The organism is Massilimicrobiota sp. An80, from assembly GCF_002159255.1.
Taxonomy (GTDB): Bacteria; Bacillota_I; Bacilli_A; order Erysipelotrichales; family Coprobacillaceae; genus Allocoprobacillus; species Allocoprobacillus merdigallinarum.
This window is the reverse complement of sequence record NZ_NFHI01000028.1, coordinates 1-14,379: the sequence shown is the minus strand read 5'-3', so window position 1 is coordinate 14,379 and position 14,379 is coordinate 1. Positions and strand designations below refer to the sequence as shown.

Here is a 14,379-nt window from a genome sequence, read left to right as displayed (position 1 = left end):
TCCTTGATAGAAAAAGCTGTCAGTAGCAACACTTCCTGTTGCTGATCTGCCAGCTCTAATATGGTATCTCGCATATCCCACGGCTTGTTTCAATGAACGTCCCCTCTATGGACAAGTCCCTGCCGTATGCTTCATAGTCGATATAGTTCTGCAACGGTAGCGGTATCTCGCCCAGCACTTGTAACTCGTCAATGAAGTAATAGGCAATGTCTGTCATGTCGTCACAGTCTGGATAGAAATAAATGTCGTCCTTGTGTTCGTAGACTTCTTCCAGACTTCCATAGTGGGAAACAAACTCGTCCAGAGCGTCTGTGATATAGTCGGGAAGCTCACAAATCATCTCGTACATCTCATTGAGTTCTTGAATGGAGATATACTCCCCGATTTCAATAGGGAAGTTGTCGGTATCATGGACAGCGTATTCCTCATAATAGCTGTTCAGCCCGATACGCTCCGCAACATCTTCCTCGTCGATAGGGAAAGAGAACCAATCCCCGACAAGTTCGCCCTCGTTGTACTTGCCAAGATTAGCGATATACACCCTCATGTCGTCAACCATAGGCACACACCTCTTTTCTACGGAAGTTCATAGATACCGTGGTCGGTTTCCACAAAGCGTCCGTTGTCGTCAAGGTACTGCCCGTAGGCTTCAAAATCGAAATAGCGGGTGACGTTCTCACTTAGGGAAGTAAAGTCTGGGTCATTGTTCAGAATGTGGCGGGCAACGTCCGTCATGTTCTTGCACCAAGAATAATGAATAATGTCGTTTCTGTATCGGTGCAGTTCGTCAAGGTCAGTGAAATAGCACATCAGCTCCGTATAGTCCTCTTTCAAATCAGAGGGTAGATTTTCGTAGGTATGGTACAGGTCATTGAGCTTTTCGACGGTGGTATCTTCCTGCACTTCATCAGCAAAGGGAAGCTCCTTGCCCGTGATATAGTAATAGTCTGTATCTACATCAATCCCCAGCAGTTCTTCCACCTGTTCCGTGTCGATAGGCAGGGTGAACCAAAAGGCTCGTATCTCGTCGTCTGTCGGTTCTCGTGCTTCAATCTGCACACGCATTTCTTCCATGTTTCATCACGTCCTCTCTTGTCAACGCTTCCTGTATGACGGCGTAAGGCACACCGAATACATAGCGTGAAAAATCTTCTAACTGTTTCTTAGGGTAGTCAGACAGGCAAAGGCGTTTCATCTCAAACCAGACCGTACGCTTGTAATAGGGCAGGTCGGAGAGATACGGACACCCGATTTTTGCCTGCATATCGGTAAAAATATCTTTCAATCAATCACTCCAATCTTAAATTTGAGTATAGAAAAAGCGGTTGATCTCCAATGGAGTAACCGCTTTGTGTGTGGGATATGAAATTGTAAAATTAGGATTTCGTATACGCCAACGTGATAATTATTACTTTTTATTTGGCTTTCTCTTAATTCCTAGTAATTTAATAAAATCTTGAAACATTGATGTATCGGTGGGTTCAAACATTACCCATTTACCATCTCGATAGGTTTTAGCTTCATCATAGATTTTTTGGACTTGTTGAGAATAATCATTGCGTTCTGCTTCAAATTTTGCTCTTTCGTCTTTTCCAAAGATAATCATAAATCCTATACAATTTTCTCTGGCATATAACGCACAGAGCGTTTTACCACCTCGGCGATATTTGTACTCATAAGTCCATGCCTTTCCACCTTTATTCCACAGACGTTCCATTTCATATTTTTCGTCAATTAAAGCACATAACTTATTCCATACATCATACAATGATTGTCCAACCAAATTCGTCATTTCCTCTGCATTTGGTATTTTATCAAGCATAATTTTTACCCTCCAAACACTTTGATTTATCGCATACAAGCATTTACAAATTTCATGGGAACATTCATACGCTCTGCAACTTGTTCTGGTGTCATTCCACTATCCAAGAAACGCTTGCAAACCACTTTCATATTTTCGCCCACTTCAATTATATGCTTATCTGGGTCATAGAAGCGTACTACACGCTGTCCCCACGAATGTTCTATAATAGGGTGGACATATTCAATTTCAAATTCTTTTAGCTTATCGGTAAATTTATCGAAATTATCTTCTTCAAAATATATTTCAAAATTGTTTCCACCAAAAGAAATATCCTCTGTTCCTATAAATTCGCTGTATGTTTCAAGTGTCTGTAAAGCCAGTCCGCCCGTTAAAGTCTTGTTTGCCCCGAAATCCATGATAACATGAAGTCCGAACACCTTTTTATAAAACTCAACAGACTTCTCCATATCAGATACTACCAGCATAGGATTTTTTAATTTCATTTTTACAGCCCCCTTTAACTGATTTTATATTCAAATTATATCAGTTATAAGTATGCCGTTCAATAAAATTCATAGCGTGACTATCCTTTATCTGTGTACCATTCCGTCACCCCCTTTCATTCCCCCTATGCCCGAACTCCCATAGGGGGACAGGTAAGTTTGCGTGACCGCAAACGATTGATTGTTACGCTCCAATGATACGGTTGAACAGCTCTAACAGCACGTCCTTGACACCGCCGGCATTGAATACCAGCCCCACAGCGATTAAGGCAATCACAAGGAAGCCGATTAACTTAGAAAACTCTCTCTTAAATCCTAAGTAGATACCGATTACCACGATTGCCATAAGCACCAAGCTCTGGGCGTTGCTTAAAAACCAGTTGTATAAGTTCTGTCCGAAATTCATTCTTTATCAATCCTTTCTTTTTTAATTTCTTCCATTTCTTCGTCAGCCATTTTGCTGACCTGTGCGATACACATAAGGACAACGCCGATACCCATTCCCAGTGATACCAGCACCAAGTCCTTGACAAGTTCTGCCATAATCAAATTTCTCCTTTATTCTGTGATAAGCTCCTCTGTGTCCGCTGTCTGCTGTCTGATTATCTGCAAATGCTTTTCCGTCAGCTTTGCGTTGTCCTCAATCTCTTTCAGATAGCTTGTGCTGTTGCCAGCGTCTATCTTTTTCAGCATTTTCAGTGTAGGGGCGACCTGTCGGCTTATCCAGCCCAGCGTCCTTTCCAGCGTATAAGGCTCTGGGTCTGTCGTCAGTTTGATAGGCGGGCGGTCTTTCCCGATAAACCACGCCCAGCGGTCATTGAGCTTCCAGTCTGTCTTTCGCTTCTCCGGCTCTCTGTCCACGAAGCGGATATAGTGATTGATGATAGAAAATGCCGTCTGTTCTGCGTCATAATGGGTCAGCAGTTCACGAACGGCATAATAGGCTCTTTCATCTTTCAGTCGTATCTCGAAGCGGTTCTTTATGGGGGCTTCCTCAATCGGCACGCCCAGCTTTGCGTACTGTTCGAAGTTCTTCTCATAACAGCAGAAGTAGACCTCTGATTTCAGAGAACCGATATACAGCGTGTGTCCCATGCCCGCCTTGTCCTGCTCGTTGTGCTTCACCAGCTCGCCGGAAGCATAGGACTTGAAAGAACGGAACAGGGAAACACATTCCTCACGGTTGCATTTGGCGGTCAGATCTGGAATATCCAGTATGCCCGCCCTGTCGTTAATGGCAAGGTCAAGGCGTTTCATCACACCGCCCTCAACCAGAGCGTCCATGAGGAAGTCATACCAGCTTCGCTCCTGTGCCAGCAGATAGCTCTCAAACTGGCGACAGCCTTTTCCTTTCAGCTCCAGAAGCGTGCCTTTTTCCTCGTCCTGTGAGGTGTAGACGAACACATCACCCAGATAGTAATGCTCGGTGTATTTGTAGTGTCCGTAGTCCTCATGGAGCATATAGTCAATGTTGAGTTTCAATATATCTCTGATAATGTGCTGGATATCCAGCGTGGGGAAACGGATACGCACATAGTCGAACAGCAGGAACATGGGAGCGTCGGGATTGAATTTCTCGACAGCTTCCATGAGCTTGTCCTGCATATCGTCCGTGAGCGTTACCTTTCCCGCTTCGATACGGTTCAAATGTTCACGGCTGATACCAGCCATGATTGCAAGCCTTGTCTGGGACACGCCATAAGATAAGCGTTTCTCTTTCAAGGCGGTTATAAAGGTGCTTTCATTCAGCCTGCATACCCCCAATCGTGAAAGTGTGATATTTTCCGCCGATTGTCACAGTCAGCCATGAGTGAGAGAAAACCCTTTTGCCAAGCGGGATTTACAGACTTTTTGACCGTAGTTTCCAGCGGAATTGTGCCCCTCTGTTAGATACCGAGGGGCTTCTTTCGTGGAGCAGGGCAAGCCCTGCTCCACAGGACGGCTTGCACGGTCTGGGTCGCTTCGCTGACCGTTCCAGCCGTCAATGGTTCAGCCTATCCTTGTCATGCCCGTATAAACTACGATACAGTCGGTATCTCTTGAAAGGCATTTTCTGGCTATATCCTTGTCAATCTCATATTCACGGCATACCTGTCTGAAATGCTCCCTGTCCATGACAAGAAACGTATAGCGGAAAAGACAGCCCAGCAGGTTTGCCATAGGTGCGGGAAGCTCCACGGAAAACAGCAACGGCATTTCCAGATAGTCCTCTGCCAAATCTTCCAGCAGTTCCGACATTCTTTTGTGAAAAAGTGTTTCTGGATAGTCGTCGTCCTGTTTATATTCACTGTCTGCCGTAAAAGCCAAATCGGACAGGAATTTTCCATAGCCCAATCCGATACAGGTGAGTACACTGTCGGTACATTCTGGTTCATAATGGATTTCCAAATATCCCATAATCATTCAATCTCCTTTTGTTTCTCTGGTACGGCTTGCCTTGCCAGTGCAAGAGAGCCGATAGTCTGTAAAAAGTCATGCCCCTTTGGTACAAGGGGAGTGTAAAACTCCGATATGACGCTCGTACCCACGTCACAATAGCCACGCCCTTTGATACGCTTCTGGAAGAACTGCTTTTTTACGTCGCTTCCAAAGAGCATACCGTAGCCAAGCTCGCTGATACGTCCCAAGCCCACACGGAAGTTGAAGTTATCTCTGATACCGTCGCTGAAATACTTTGCGTCGGGACGCTGGCAGGCGACAACGAGGAAATAGCCTGCCTGTCTGCCAAGCATGACGATTTTCTTTAGCTGGCTAAGTAGGCTCATGCTTTCCTTTGTCCCCAGCATTTCCAAGAACGCCACATACTCGTCAAAGATAAGGAAGCAGGGTGGTAAGCCCAGATAGGCATAGTTCTCGCCCGTCTTGTAGTCTGGGTGGAGCTTCATTTCTTCGCTTCTTGCCACCATGCCCTCATAGAACGCATTGACACATTCAATCATATCTTCTTTGGTGTGGTACACGTTATCCATGACCGTACCCAAGTCCGCAAGGTCAGCGTTCTTAGGGTCTAAGATGTAAAGCTGGGCGTTGGTCTGCAAGAGGGCTTCAATGATTGTCAGCAGAAAGTAAGTCTTTCCACCGCCAGTCCCGCCACAGATAAGGGCGTGAGGGAGTGCGTCGTATTCCCATGTAAGGTTCTTCATCAGACGCAAGCCCCCGTTTTCAGCCTTTACTTCGTCAATCGTGATACGGTTCGCTATCATGTCATAAAGCAGGGTGTACTCGATATAGCCGTCATGGAGCGTCTTGTCAGTCAGCTCGCAGTAAAGCCCGCTTTCCAGCTTATCTTCCAGTCTAAGGAGCTGGTCTTGATACTTCCCCAAAGAGATTTCACAGCGGATATGGAGCAAGCCCGTGTCCATTTGATAATAGATTTTAGGAAACCAGACGATTTTTTCCCTTGATCTGCTCTGCAGGTCAGTGAAAAAACCTCTGTCCTGTACGGTCTGTGCTTCATACCACTTATTGTCCAGTATCATGCGGGAGAGCTTTTGACGGTGCAATAGCTTCTTGAAGCTGTCATGGAAGAAGTGGTAATAAAGAAAAGCGACCAATGCACAAACACCAGTCGCTATCCCTATGGTTATGAAGTTGTATGTAGAAAGCGTCACGCCATTATCAAGTAAGCTGAAATGCTCCCAATCAGTACGCATGAGCTGTCCCATGTTCAGTAGCAGGAGAACAGCCACGAACAGGAGCAGGAGCGTACCCGCACAGAAGCGGTACACAAGGTTCTTGTCGCTGGCTCTGATACGCTTTCCCTTGTATTTGTAAAATGCCATTGATACTCCTTTCATCAGTAACAGCCGATATAGGTAAATATCCTGCTGGCTGGATTTTTCCAGTCTATCGTTTCAATCGAAAACTGGAATGTGTACCAGCATTTGTCCCTGCTGATATAATCGTGCATGGAGATAATCAGACTGCCGTCCATTTGACAGCCACTATCCTCGATTGCCTGCGTCAGCATAGTTTGAGCCAGCCAGCGGTATTCTGGAAGAGAGACTTCTCGGAACTCCCTTTCATAATCTTCATAGCCTGCTACGTTCTCCATAGGCTACTTCTGATTTTTCTGCTGTCCCTGCGGAGCGTGGTTCTGTGGATTTCCTGCGGGTTGACCGCCTTTATTTTTCAGCACAATGTCGTCTGCCTTGATGTACCATTCCACATCTGCCCCTCGGTAGTTGGCGTTTGCTACCGTATCGGCAACAGGATTGATAAGCTCCACCTCGGCATTGTATGGATAATCTTTGACAGGGATTTCCGCTGGGATAGATACCTGTATCGTGCGTTCCTGCTGACTGCATTTCAAATCATAGGTTCTACGCTTGATTTCCTCGCTGGTCGTCCCGTCCTCATTCTCCACACGCACTTCATGTCTTAATGCCGAGAATTTCAGCACTCCAAACGTCTTTTCCTTATCTAACACAATTCCATTCGCTAATCTCATAATCTGATACCCCCCTTTACTTGCTTTCCTCGGCTGGAAGCATATCATCAGCCGTTAAGATATAGTTGGTGTAGCCACGACCTCGCACGTTCTTTCCCTCGGCGGTAATCTTAGGATTGACGAGCTTGACTTTCTGCTCATACTTGAAACGCTTCTCCCCAGCCTTTGCGGGAAGCACCACGATAATATCGTCGGCTCTCTGAATGTCGGAATACAGGTTGTAGCTTCTCGTCACGGGAACAAAGCGACCATTGATACGCTGTTGCTCCACGTCATTTTCTCCTGCAAACTCTAAGTTACCAAAAGTCTGTGCCATGTCAGGCACGATATATTTCAATTTCATGTGTTCATACCTCATTTCTTTCTGTGATTGATATGTGGGGAGCTACACTCCCCACGCCCCTAGTGGACTGTTCTTTTCCGTCAATCCGCAAGCAGATTAACAGAAAAGGAACAGTTTAAATTTTCATTTTCTGTTATAAGTACATACGGCGGGGAACGTGATTTCTTCATCATCATAAACAGACCGTCCGATTATGAACGTCTACGCTTGATGAAGTATGTTCCTGCCACGCCTGCACCAGAGAGAACAAGAAGTCCTAAGAATAAGGCAATGTTTGTGTTATCGCCTGTCTTTGGAGCGTCTGTTGTCTTGCTCGGTGTATCTGGTGTGGTCGGCTGTTCCGGCTCTGTTGGTTCTTCCGGCATTTCTGGTACTTCTGTGATTGTCACCGTCTGCCCGTCGTCCTCAATGTCCTTATGCTCTGTAACCTTAGTCGGCTCGTCTGGATTGCTCAAATCGTATAATTCCTCAAAGGTCACAAGCTCTTTCCCGCCAAGCTCGGAAGCGTCGAATGTAAAGGCAATCTGTACTTCCATGCTTTCGCTGTCGGCAGTAAAGGTATAGTCATTTTCAACACGTTCACCATTGATGATAAGCTCGGCGTTTTCGTCCTTAATCATCTGCCAGCCTTTGAGCTGATACTTAGTGCCGATTTCCAAACCGTCAAGGGTAACGGTATCAATGATTGTCACGTCTTTTCCAGCTTCAATCTCTTTCTTTCCGTCCTCGCTGGTCGCTGTGGTATGGATAGAGATGATACGCTCCGTGATAAGCACCGTCTGTCCCTCGTCGTCAATGTCCTTGTGTTCAGCAACCTTTACAGGCTCGTCCTCATTGGAAAGGTCGTAAAGTTCCTCAAAGGTAACAAGGTTCTGACCACCAAGAGAAGAAGCGTTGAACGTGTATTCTATTTCAATCTTCATTTCCTCACTGTCGGCTGTGAATGTGTAATCACTTTCCACACGCTGTCCGTCGATAAGAAGCTCGGCGTTTTCCTCTTTCGACATCTGCCAGCCTTTCAACTGATATTTTGTGCCTTTTTCTAGCCCGTCAAGCGTAACCGTGTCAACGATTGTTACCTCTTTGCCAGCTACGATAGACTTCTCGCCGTCCTTGCCTGTGGCTGTGGTATGGATAGAGATTTCTTTCTCGTATTCATCAGTAAGTGTTCCTAAGTCAATGGTCACATTGTTTCTGGACACCACGATTTCAAACGGTGGGATAAGCTCAAAGCCTTTGTTGCTCTCACAGCGTAATTCCTCAATGATATAGGTATCGTAAATCAAAGCACCTTTGCTGTCGTCTGGCTCGCTTGTTCCAAACCAGATACCGTCCTCGCTGGTCTTTCCTGCGTTAGTGTTGTTCTTGTGGGAAGCCCAGTCGGAAGAAGTGGAGAACTGCCCGTTATCATCAGTCACGATAATATGGCTCTCACCTGTGGTCTTGCTTGTGATCCTAAACGGAACTCCCGCAAGACGCTGGTGTGTGCCAGCACCAATCTTGACACCCTCTAGGTCGCCACGCTTGACTTGATTGTAGATTGATGTGTCTGTACCTGTAAGGTCAACGATTTTCCCGTCCTCTGTGATTTCAAATTCAATCGGTTCTGCACCGTCTGTCAGATAGCCCTCTGGAGCTTTGCTTTCCTCAACACGGTATTTTCCGTAAGGTAACAGGTCGGCAGAAGTAGAAGCCACGCCCTCAATGTCGGTAAGGATTGTCTTTACCACTTCATTCTTGCTGTAAAGTTTCCCCTCGACAAGTACGGCATTGTCATTAAGGGAGATGATTTCAAATTCAGTGTCTTTCAAAGTCGCACTTCCTTGACCTTTGGTATCGCTGGTTTCCAAATCTCTTTTCTGGATTTTTACACCGCCACGGATAACCTTGTCTGATACATGGTACTGATTGCTTCCAGACAGTACGGCAATGTCGCCGTCCTCGGTAATCTGTGTAAGGTACATTCCTTTAATCTGTTCCTCGCTTCCGTCAGCCTGCATATATGCACCGTTAAGAAGATAGCCGTTAGGAGCTTTCGTTTCCTCAACAGTCAGCGTTCCTAAAGGAAGCACGTTCTTTCCGTCCTGTGTATAGAAGCTGTCCCCAGATACCTTGTATTCATCAGAAAGGCGGGAAACATAATGGATAGTGCCATCGCTGTCCTTTTCAGCGATTGTCTTTGTTACCCATGTTTTTGTCGGCTCGCTAGGAAGATTGTCAGCAGTATAGTGTCCCGCATAGAATTTCCATGTGAACTCCGCACCCTCTAAAGAAGCGTCGCCCTGTGGAGCGTCTTTCTGTGTTTCCATATCAATCTTGAAAAGCTCAATAAGGGTATCTGTGACCTTTGGCGTATCTGATACATTGAGTGTCGCTGTCTTGCCAGCTTCCACATTTAAGGAATAGACAGTGCTGTCTACCTTATAACCAGCAGGAGCAGAAAGCTCTTTGATGTAGACTGTGCCAGCCTTTACTTCCACGGTATCAGTATTTCCGCTGTTATCAGTCGTAAGGGTGGCAAGCTGTTTCGTACAGTCCTTATCAGAATAGACACCATATGTCGCACCAGCGATAGAGTAAAGTCCGTTTCCGTCGGTAATGCTGGCATTACTGGAAGTCTTTTTAAGGGTGGCATTTCCTACGGCAAGTTTCGCCCAGAACTGTCCAATGTCCTGTCCCTCGCCAGAGTAGATATAACCGCCACATTCATAGCGTCCCTTGTTCTCGCTGGCAAAGGCTTTCGCCCCAGCGTAAACCTCGTCCTGTACGGCTTTTGAGATTTCATCATAGGAAGCTCTGACGTTATCGCATTGCCAGCCAAGATGAACGCTCAATCTCTGCCATACGACGCACTGTTCAAGAAGATAGACCTGTTTATAATTCAACTCGCTGTGGCTCTGTGCGTACTGCTTGACGTATTCCAGAGAGAGGGCAACGTCGGAAATCTGGTCAGCACTCATGCGTGTGCTTGCGTCGGCTCTGGTCTTGTAGCCGTTCTTGAAGTTGGTGTTGATGTCCACGCAGTAGGCAGTTTCGCCCTCAACTTTCATAATGCCCTCATTAAAGGTCGAACCGATAGAACCGTCATTCATAACCTTTTCGATATAGCCTGCTCGCTCCGCACTTTCTGTCCAGTATTGCGTTTCAGAAGCGTGGACTGCCGTTGTCGGCAAAGCGGTAACGATAGTCGCAAAGGCAAGGAAGCCTGTGGCTAATCGCTTCAATATCTTTTTCATAGCTTTTAAAATTCTCCTTTCGTTTGGATATAGAAAAAGCCGTCCATTTCTGAACGGCTGGAAATAGAAAAGGAACGTCAATATCGGCGTTCCATAATCTACTTGCGATATTCAATTTTTGTTTTTCAATACTGATGTGCTGTACCATATCTTTGCAAATCTGGGATTTCTAACGTATCAAGGCTCATTCAATGGTAGTAAAATCGTAGTAATTTGAAGTATTTCAATCCTTGAATGTGCTGATAAGTACAGTGTTTTAGCAGACAATCAGATTTTTAGTTGTTTTTTATGTTACAATTATAATAAATTGATTAAAATAAGTATAAATTGAAGGAGTTAGATTATGAAAAAAATCATTATTTATATTATTGGTTTAAATTTTTTAGCATTAGGAATTGTATTGAATATTTCTACAGGACTGGGAGTTGCTGCTTTATCAAGTTCCATTTATACAACAAGTCAAATATTTCATATATCATTAGGAACAGCCTCTATTATCTGGTATATAGTGTTTGTTGGAATACAATGTTTATTATCAAAGAAAATAACTAAGGAATACCTTTTAGAAATACCGTTATCTTTTGTATTTGGTTATCTTAATGATTTTTATGATTATATCATTCATATAACACCATCATCTTTTATACATTCACTGTTACTATTATGTATCGCTTTACTTTGTATTTCTTTAGGCGTTTATTTGACAAGTGAAACAAACTTTGTATTGAATCCAGGCGATGGCATTGTGAAAACAATAAGTGAAGTTTTCCATTATCCTTTCTATAATGTCAAAAATATGTTTGATATTTCTATGATTTTATGTTCGCTTGTTTTAAGTTGGATAACACATAATCCTATTATGGGAATAGGTATAGGAACTATCATTTCAGCAGTTATGATTGGTAGGCTTATTAAAGTCTGGCAATATCTTCTTCAAAAAAGATTATTTATTCAGGTATAAAGTTTTTATATGTGTTCATAATTCACATATGAGGTGATAAACAATATGAACAATATAAAAAAAATCGTTTTTATTATACTTGTATGCATGTTATGTGTCAGTGTTGAAGCAAAAAGTGACGTTCCTAAATATAAAATTATATCTAACAGTTATCAACAAACTGATATTCAAGACATGTATGATATAAAAAATCAATTACTAACAGATTATAAAGAATGGGTCAAAGGGGTTGATAATCCAGATCAGGCTTTAGCTGATCACCAGAGTGATTATCAGGCAACCTTTAAACAGGGTGTTTATACTATTGTTTTAGGAAAAGGAAAAGGGAAAACTTTAACAGGAGATTTAAAGGTCAATTATTGTGAAACAACTGAAGATATAGAAACAAAATCCTTGATATGGGATTGGCTATTTTGATATGAAACAATATGTTTCATATTTTTTATTCTCTTTAAAAAATAAGAGAATAAGCAAATATTATAGGATTAAGGGTAAAATTAATGAATTATTTTATTTCGTTATCAAAAAGTGATATGATATATATCATAAGGAGGATTGTTTCATGAAACAGTTAAAACAACCAGACAATAAAATAATGATTTATCCGATCTATCACCATCAAAGTGTCTTGAATGATATATGTGATACCTTAGGATATGATATCAACACAATCATCAATAAAGACTTCAATCATTCAACAAAAGTCTATACACTTGGAAAATATGATTTCCCTTATATTCTTTTTGTTGGTCTTGGTGATGTCAGTGAACTAACGACTGCCAAACTTAGAAAGTTAGTTTTGAATATTTCAAAAAATATTAACGAGCCTGTTCAGCTGATGACTGATCATCTTGATGAAGGTATTGACAAGCATGCCTTTGTCAGAATATGGGTAGAATCACATATCATTGCCCAATATGAGGAATGCAAGATTGGACATGACGCGAAAATGATAACTGATTTGGATATTGTATCATCAGGATATGTTGAAAAGGATATTGAAACAGGAAGAATCTATGGAGAAGGCATCAACTATGCCAGAAGACTTGCCGATACACCATCCAATCTGATGACACCAGAAGACATGGTCAAAGAAGCTGTCGAACTGGCTAAGGCGTATAACATTGAATATACAATACTCAACAAGAGTGCCTTAGAGGAAATGAAAGCAGGAGGCATTCTGTCCGTCAATCAGGGAAGTCATATACCAGCCTACATGATTGTATTGAAGTATACGCATAATGGAAATGCACCACATAAAGCCGTGATAGGAAAAGGAATTACATTTGATTCAGGAGGATACAACCTGAAATCAAACAGCTATGGCATGAAGTATGACATGTGTGGAGGAGCAGATGTTTTAGGAATCATGAAGATTCTTGCTGGCATCCAAGCCAAGACAAATGTTTATGGAATCATTCCAGTGACAGAGAATTTGGTGAATGGAAAAGCCTATAAACCACAGGATGTCATCACAACACTATCAGGAAAGACAGTCGAGGTCGTAAGCACAGATGCAGAAGGACGACTGATCTTATGTGATGCTATCACGTATGCACAAAGACTAGGAGCTAGTCATCTTATTGATTTAGCGACTCTTACAGGAGCATGCGTAGCTGCTTTAGGAGATGTTTATACAGGTGTTTTCGCTAATGATGATGCCTATTATCAAGAATTTGAACAAGCCATGAAAGCAGCCGATGAAAAAGGATGGCGATTACCAATGGATGATGAATATTTCGCAAAAATTAAATCAAATAGCGCAGATTTCAAAAATTCTATGGGAAAACCTGGTGCGGGAGCAAGCATTGCGGCTAATTTCTTGAATGCTTTTGTAGAAGAAGGTACAAAATGGATTCACCTAGATATTGCAGGAACAGCGGACAATGATGGTACTGGTGCAACAGGAGCCATGATTAGATCAGTTGTTAATATGTTTAGTAAATAAAAACCGAGATTTTTCTCGGTTTTTTAAATATTCTTTTCTTGTATGTAGTTAGAATATTCTATACATATCATATCAGCAATCATAGTCAGCGCATAAGGGTGACTAGAATAATCTTTTCTCCTTTTATAACAAATATACTTATCTACATAAGGAATATTAAGATTATCAGCAGATGTTATCATGACAATCTTAGGTTTAGATTTATTATTTTTAAAAGGTATTGTTCTAGAGAAAACACGATTAAAATATGTTCCTGTATCAGAAAAAATGATAATTAAAGTATCTTCATGAGAATGAGATATGTAATCTATTTGATCAGCAAATTTAATTCTTGTAAAAATCATTTTCTCACTTGTTTGAAGATCATATTGCATATTTAAGGCAACATTTTGAGAATGCATATATCCAAATGCAGCAACGTGTTTATATTGATATATATCAATAACGAGCTCTTTGATCTGTTTATCTAATTCTGTAGAATAAAGCATATTTAAATTATCTATAACTGATAAAGTATATGATTTAGATAAACTTTGTTCATCAAAACTTTTGAAATCAAATTTATGATGTGCATGCTGGTATTCAAGAGGAATTTTTGCTATTTGGGTTTTTAAAGAATTAAAATCATTAAGGCCAATCTCTCTACAGAAACGTGAAACACTAGAATTAGAAACATAACATGTTTTTGCAAGTTCAGATATAGAGAAATCCTCTAGATTCCTAATGTTTTCTATTAAGAATTTTGCTATTTTATAATTATTAGAATCTTTAGGTTCACTATTAATTGTTGATAAAAGTATGATAACGAGATTAAACCCAAATTATTCATGAAAGCAAATTTGTGATGAAAAACTTATAAATCATGTCTATTTTCTAGCTTAAAAAATGTTATCCACCGTAAAATTGTGAATAACCGTAGCTAAAAAAGTGTAGTTTTTCAACTACTTTCAATAAACTATGGATTTTATGTTTTAATTCTGCAGTTTTTGATAGTATTTTAAGAATTTCTTCTTATATCTATATGCACTGCTAAATGACAATATGATTCTTCTTGCATGTCGTATGACCTTTACTGCTATCTTTTGATACTTGTTTCTAAATGTATTCATTCGTATCTTCTGATCTTTGCCTTCT

Annotated in this window: 18 protein-coding genes and 1 pseudogene; 3 read left to right on the top strand and 16 right to left on the bottom strand. The window is 41.8% G+C overall.

The annotated features are described in order from the left end of the window. Positions 1–55: 55 nt before the first annotated feature. The 14 genes from B5G32_RS08645 to B5G32_RS08585 form a co-directional block, all read right to left on the bottom strand. Positions 56–559 carry an antirestriction protein ArdA gene (locus B5G32_RS08645; protein ID WP_010817898.1) on the bottom strand — a complete coding sequence of 168 codons (504 nt, stop codon included), beginning with the start codon at positions 557–559 and terminating at the stop codon, positions 56–58. Between the two features lie 17 nt (positions 560–576). Further along, a complete protein-coding gene (locus B5G32_RS08640) occupies positions 577–1,074 on the bottom strand; it encodes an antirestriction protein ArdA (RefSeq protein ID WP_010817897.1) in 498 nt (165 codons plus the stop codon). Beyond that, positions 1,049–1,285 carry a hypothetical protein gene (locus B5G32_RS08635; protein ID WP_010817896.1) on the bottom strand — a complete coding sequence of 79 codons (237 nt, stop codon included), beginning with the start codon at positions 1,283–1,285 and terminating at the stop codon, positions 1,049–1,051. Before B5G32_RS08635 ends, B5G32_RS08640 begins: the two co-directional genes overlap by 26 nt. Before the next feature lie 123 nt (positions 1,286–1,408). After that, entirely contained in the window at positions 1,409–1,822 is a 414-nt protein-coding gene (locus B5G32_RS08630; RefSeq protein WP_087203349.1) for a DUF3788 domain-containing protein, read from the bottom strand. 26 nt (positions 1,823–1,848) lie between these two features. Further along, positions 1,849–2,307: a VOC family protein gene (locus B5G32_RS08625; protein ID WP_087203348.1), complete on the bottom strand. Its 459-nt coding sequence runs from the start codon at positions 2,305–2,307 to the stop codon at positions 1,849–1,851. Positions 2,308–2,491: 184 nt separating this feature from the next. Next, the gene (locus B5G32_RS08620; RefSeq protein ID WP_010817890.1) at positions 2,492–2,713 is read right to left on the bottom strand and encodes a hypothetical protein; all 222 of its coding nucleotides are present in this window, start codon (positions 2,711–2,713) and stop codon (positions 2,492–2,494) included. After that, complete coding sequence (locus B5G32_RS08615; protein ID WP_010817889.1) at positions 2,710–2,850, bottom strand: DUF3789 domain-containing protein; 141 nt, start codon at positions 2,848–2,850, stop codon at positions 2,710–2,712. Before B5G32_RS08615 ends, B5G32_RS08620 begins: the two co-directional genes overlap by 4 nt. Positions 2,851–2,865: 15 nt before the next feature. Continuing rightward, positions 2,866–4,056 carry a MobT family relaxase gene (gene mobT / locus B5G32_RS08610; protein WP_162606824.1) on the bottom strand — a complete coding sequence of 397 codons (1,191 nt, stop codon included), beginning with the start codon at positions 4,054–4,056 and terminating at the stop codon, positions 2,866–2,868. Between the two features lie 240 nt (positions 4,057–4,296). Further along, positions 4,297–4,704 carry a hypothetical protein gene (locus B5G32_RS08605; RefSeq protein WP_204209677.1) on the bottom strand — a complete coding sequence of 136 codons (408 nt, stop codon included), beginning with the start codon at positions 4,702–4,704 and terminating at the stop codon, positions 4,297–4,299. Positions 4,705–4,706: 2 nt separating this feature from the next. Continuing rightward, complete coding sequence (locus B5G32_RS08600) at positions 4,707–6,089, bottom strand: FtsK/SpoIIIE domain-containing protein (protein ID WP_087360373.1); 1,383 nt, start codon at positions 6,087–6,089, stop codon at positions 4,707–4,709. Positions 6,090–6,103: 14 nt separating this feature from the next. Beyond that, a complete protein-coding gene (locus B5G32_RS13690; protein ID WP_143746619.1) occupies positions 6,104–6,361 on the bottom strand; it encodes a hypothetical protein in 258 nt (85 codons plus the stop codon). A gap of 3 nt (positions 6,362–6,364) precedes the next feature. Then, complete coding sequence (locus B5G32_RS08595) at positions 6,365–6,757, bottom strand: YdcP family protein (protein WP_087360371.1); 393 nt, start codon at positions 6,755–6,757, stop codon at positions 6,365–6,367. Between the two features lie 16 nt (positions 6,758–6,773). Continuing rightward, positions 6,774–7,100, bottom strand: a complete 327-nt coding sequence (locus tag B5G32_RS08590; RefSeq protein ID WP_087360368.1) for a YdcP family protein — start codon at positions 7,098–7,100, stop codon at positions 6,774–6,776. 191 nt (positions 7,101–7,291) lie between these two features. Continuing rightward, on the bottom strand, positions 7,292–10,336 hold the full coding sequence (locus B5G32_RS08585; RefSeq protein WP_087360366.1) for an SrtB-anchored collagen-binding adhesin: 3,045 nt from the start codon (positions 10,334–10,336) through the stop codon (positions 7,292–7,294). Between the two features lie 343 nt (positions 10,337–10,679). Between B5G32_RS08585 and B5G32_RS08580 the strand changes: the two genes are divergently transcribed. The 3 genes from B5G32_RS08580 to B5G32_RS08570 all read left to right on the top strand — a co-directional run bounded on the left by B5G32_RS08580 (position 10,680) and on the right by B5G32_RS08570 (position 13,245). Then, positions 10,680–11,297 carry a YczE/YyaS/YitT family protein gene (locus B5G32_RS08580; RefSeq protein ID WP_087936419.1) on the top strand — a complete coding sequence of 206 codons (618 nt, stop codon included), beginning with the start codon at positions 10,680–10,682 and terminating at the stop codon, positions 11,295–11,297. Positions 11,298–11,342: 45 nt separating this feature from the next. Beyond that, a complete protein-coding gene (locus B5G32_RS08575) occupies positions 11,343–11,714 on the top strand; it encodes a hypothetical protein (protein ID WP_224762555.1) in 372 nt (123 codons plus the stop codon). A 145-nt stretch (positions 11,715–11,859) separates the two neighbouring features. Then, entirely contained in the window at positions 11,860–13,245 is a 1,386-nt protein-coding gene (locus B5G32_RS08570) for a leucyl aminopeptidase family protein (protein ID WP_087936418.1), read from the top strand. 23 nt (positions 13,246–13,268) lie between these two features. Here the strand turns inward: B5G32_RS08570 and B5G32_RS14160 are convergent, their stop codons facing one another. Further along, positions 13,269–13,733, bottom strand: a complete 465-nt coding sequence (locus B5G32_RS14160) for a hypothetical protein (RefSeq protein WP_239386226.1) — start codon at positions 13,731–13,733, stop codon at positions 13,269–13,271. A 117-nt stretch (positions 13,734–13,850) separates the two neighbouring features. Continuing rightward, positions 13,851–14,030 (bottom strand): annotated as a pseudogene (locus B5G32_RS14275) (MurR/RpiR family transcriptional regulator); the annotation flags it as partial. Positions 14,031–14,379 lie beyond the last annotated feature (349 nt).

Bases quoted from the DNA above. Each gene is read 5' to 3' on its own strand.
- B5G32_RS08645 (WP_010817898.1), bottom strand. From the start codon at position 559: ATGGTTGACGACATGAGGGTGTATATCGCTAATCTTGGCAAGTACAAC.
- B5G32_RS08640 (WP_010817897.1), bottom strand. From the start codon at position 1,074: ATGGAAGAAATGCGTGTGCAGATTGAAGCACGAGAACCGACAGACGAC.
- B5G32_RS08630 (WP_087203349.1), bottom strand. From the start codon at position 1,822: ATGCTTGATAAAATACCAAATGCAGAGGAAATGACGAATTTGGTTGGA.
- B5G32_RS08625 (WP_087203348.1), bottom strand. From the start codon at position 2,307: ATGAAATTAAAAAATCCTATGCTGGTAGTATCTGATATGGAGAAGTCT.
- B5G32_RS08620 (WP_010817890.1), bottom strand. From the start codon at position 2,713: ATGAATTTCGGACAGAACTTATACAACTGGTTTTTAAGCAACGCCCAG.
- B5G32_RS08615 (WP_010817889.1), bottom strand. From the start codon at position 2,850: ATGGCAGAACTTGTCAAGGACTTGGTGCTGGTATCACTGGGAATGGGT.
- B5G32_RS08605 (WP_204209677.1), bottom strand. From the start codon at position 4,704: ATGGGATATTTGGAAATCCATTATGAACCAGAATGTACCGACAGTGTA.
- B5G32_RS08600 (WP_087360373.1), bottom strand. From the start codon at position 6,089: ATGGCATTTTACAAATACAAGGGAAAGCGTATCAGAGCCAGCGACAAG.
- B5G32_RS13690 (WP_143746619.1), bottom strand. From the start codon at position 6,361: ATGGAGAACGTAGCAGGCTATGAAGATTATGAAAGGGAGTTCCGAGAA.
- B5G32_RS08595 (WP_087360371.1), bottom strand. From the start codon at position 6,757: ATGAGATTAGCGAATGGAATTGTGTTAGATAAGGAAAAGACGTTTGGA.
- B5G32_RS08590 (WP_087360368.1), bottom strand. From the start codon at position 7,100: ATGAAATTGAAATATATCGTGCCTGACATGGCACAGACTTTTGGTAAC.
- B5G32_RS08585 (WP_087360366.1), bottom strand. From the start codon at position 10,336: ATGAAAAAGATATTGAAGCGATTAGCCACAGGCTTCCTTGCCTTTGCG.
- B5G32_RS08580 (WP_087936419.1), top strand. From the start codon at position 10,680: ATGAAAAAAATCATTATTTATATTATTGGTTTAAATTTTTTAGCATTA.
- B5G32_RS08575 (WP_224762555.1), top strand. From the start codon at position 11,343: ATGAACAATATAAAAAAAATCGTTTTTATTATACTTGTATGCATGTTA.
- B5G32_RS08570 (WP_087936418.1), top strand. From the start codon at position 11,860: ATGAAACAGTTAAAACAACCAGACAATAAAATAATGATTTATCCGATC.
- B5G32_RS14160 (WP_239386226.1), bottom strand. From the start codon at position 13,733: ATGCTTTATTCTACAGAATTAGATAAACAGATCAAAGAGCTCGTTATT.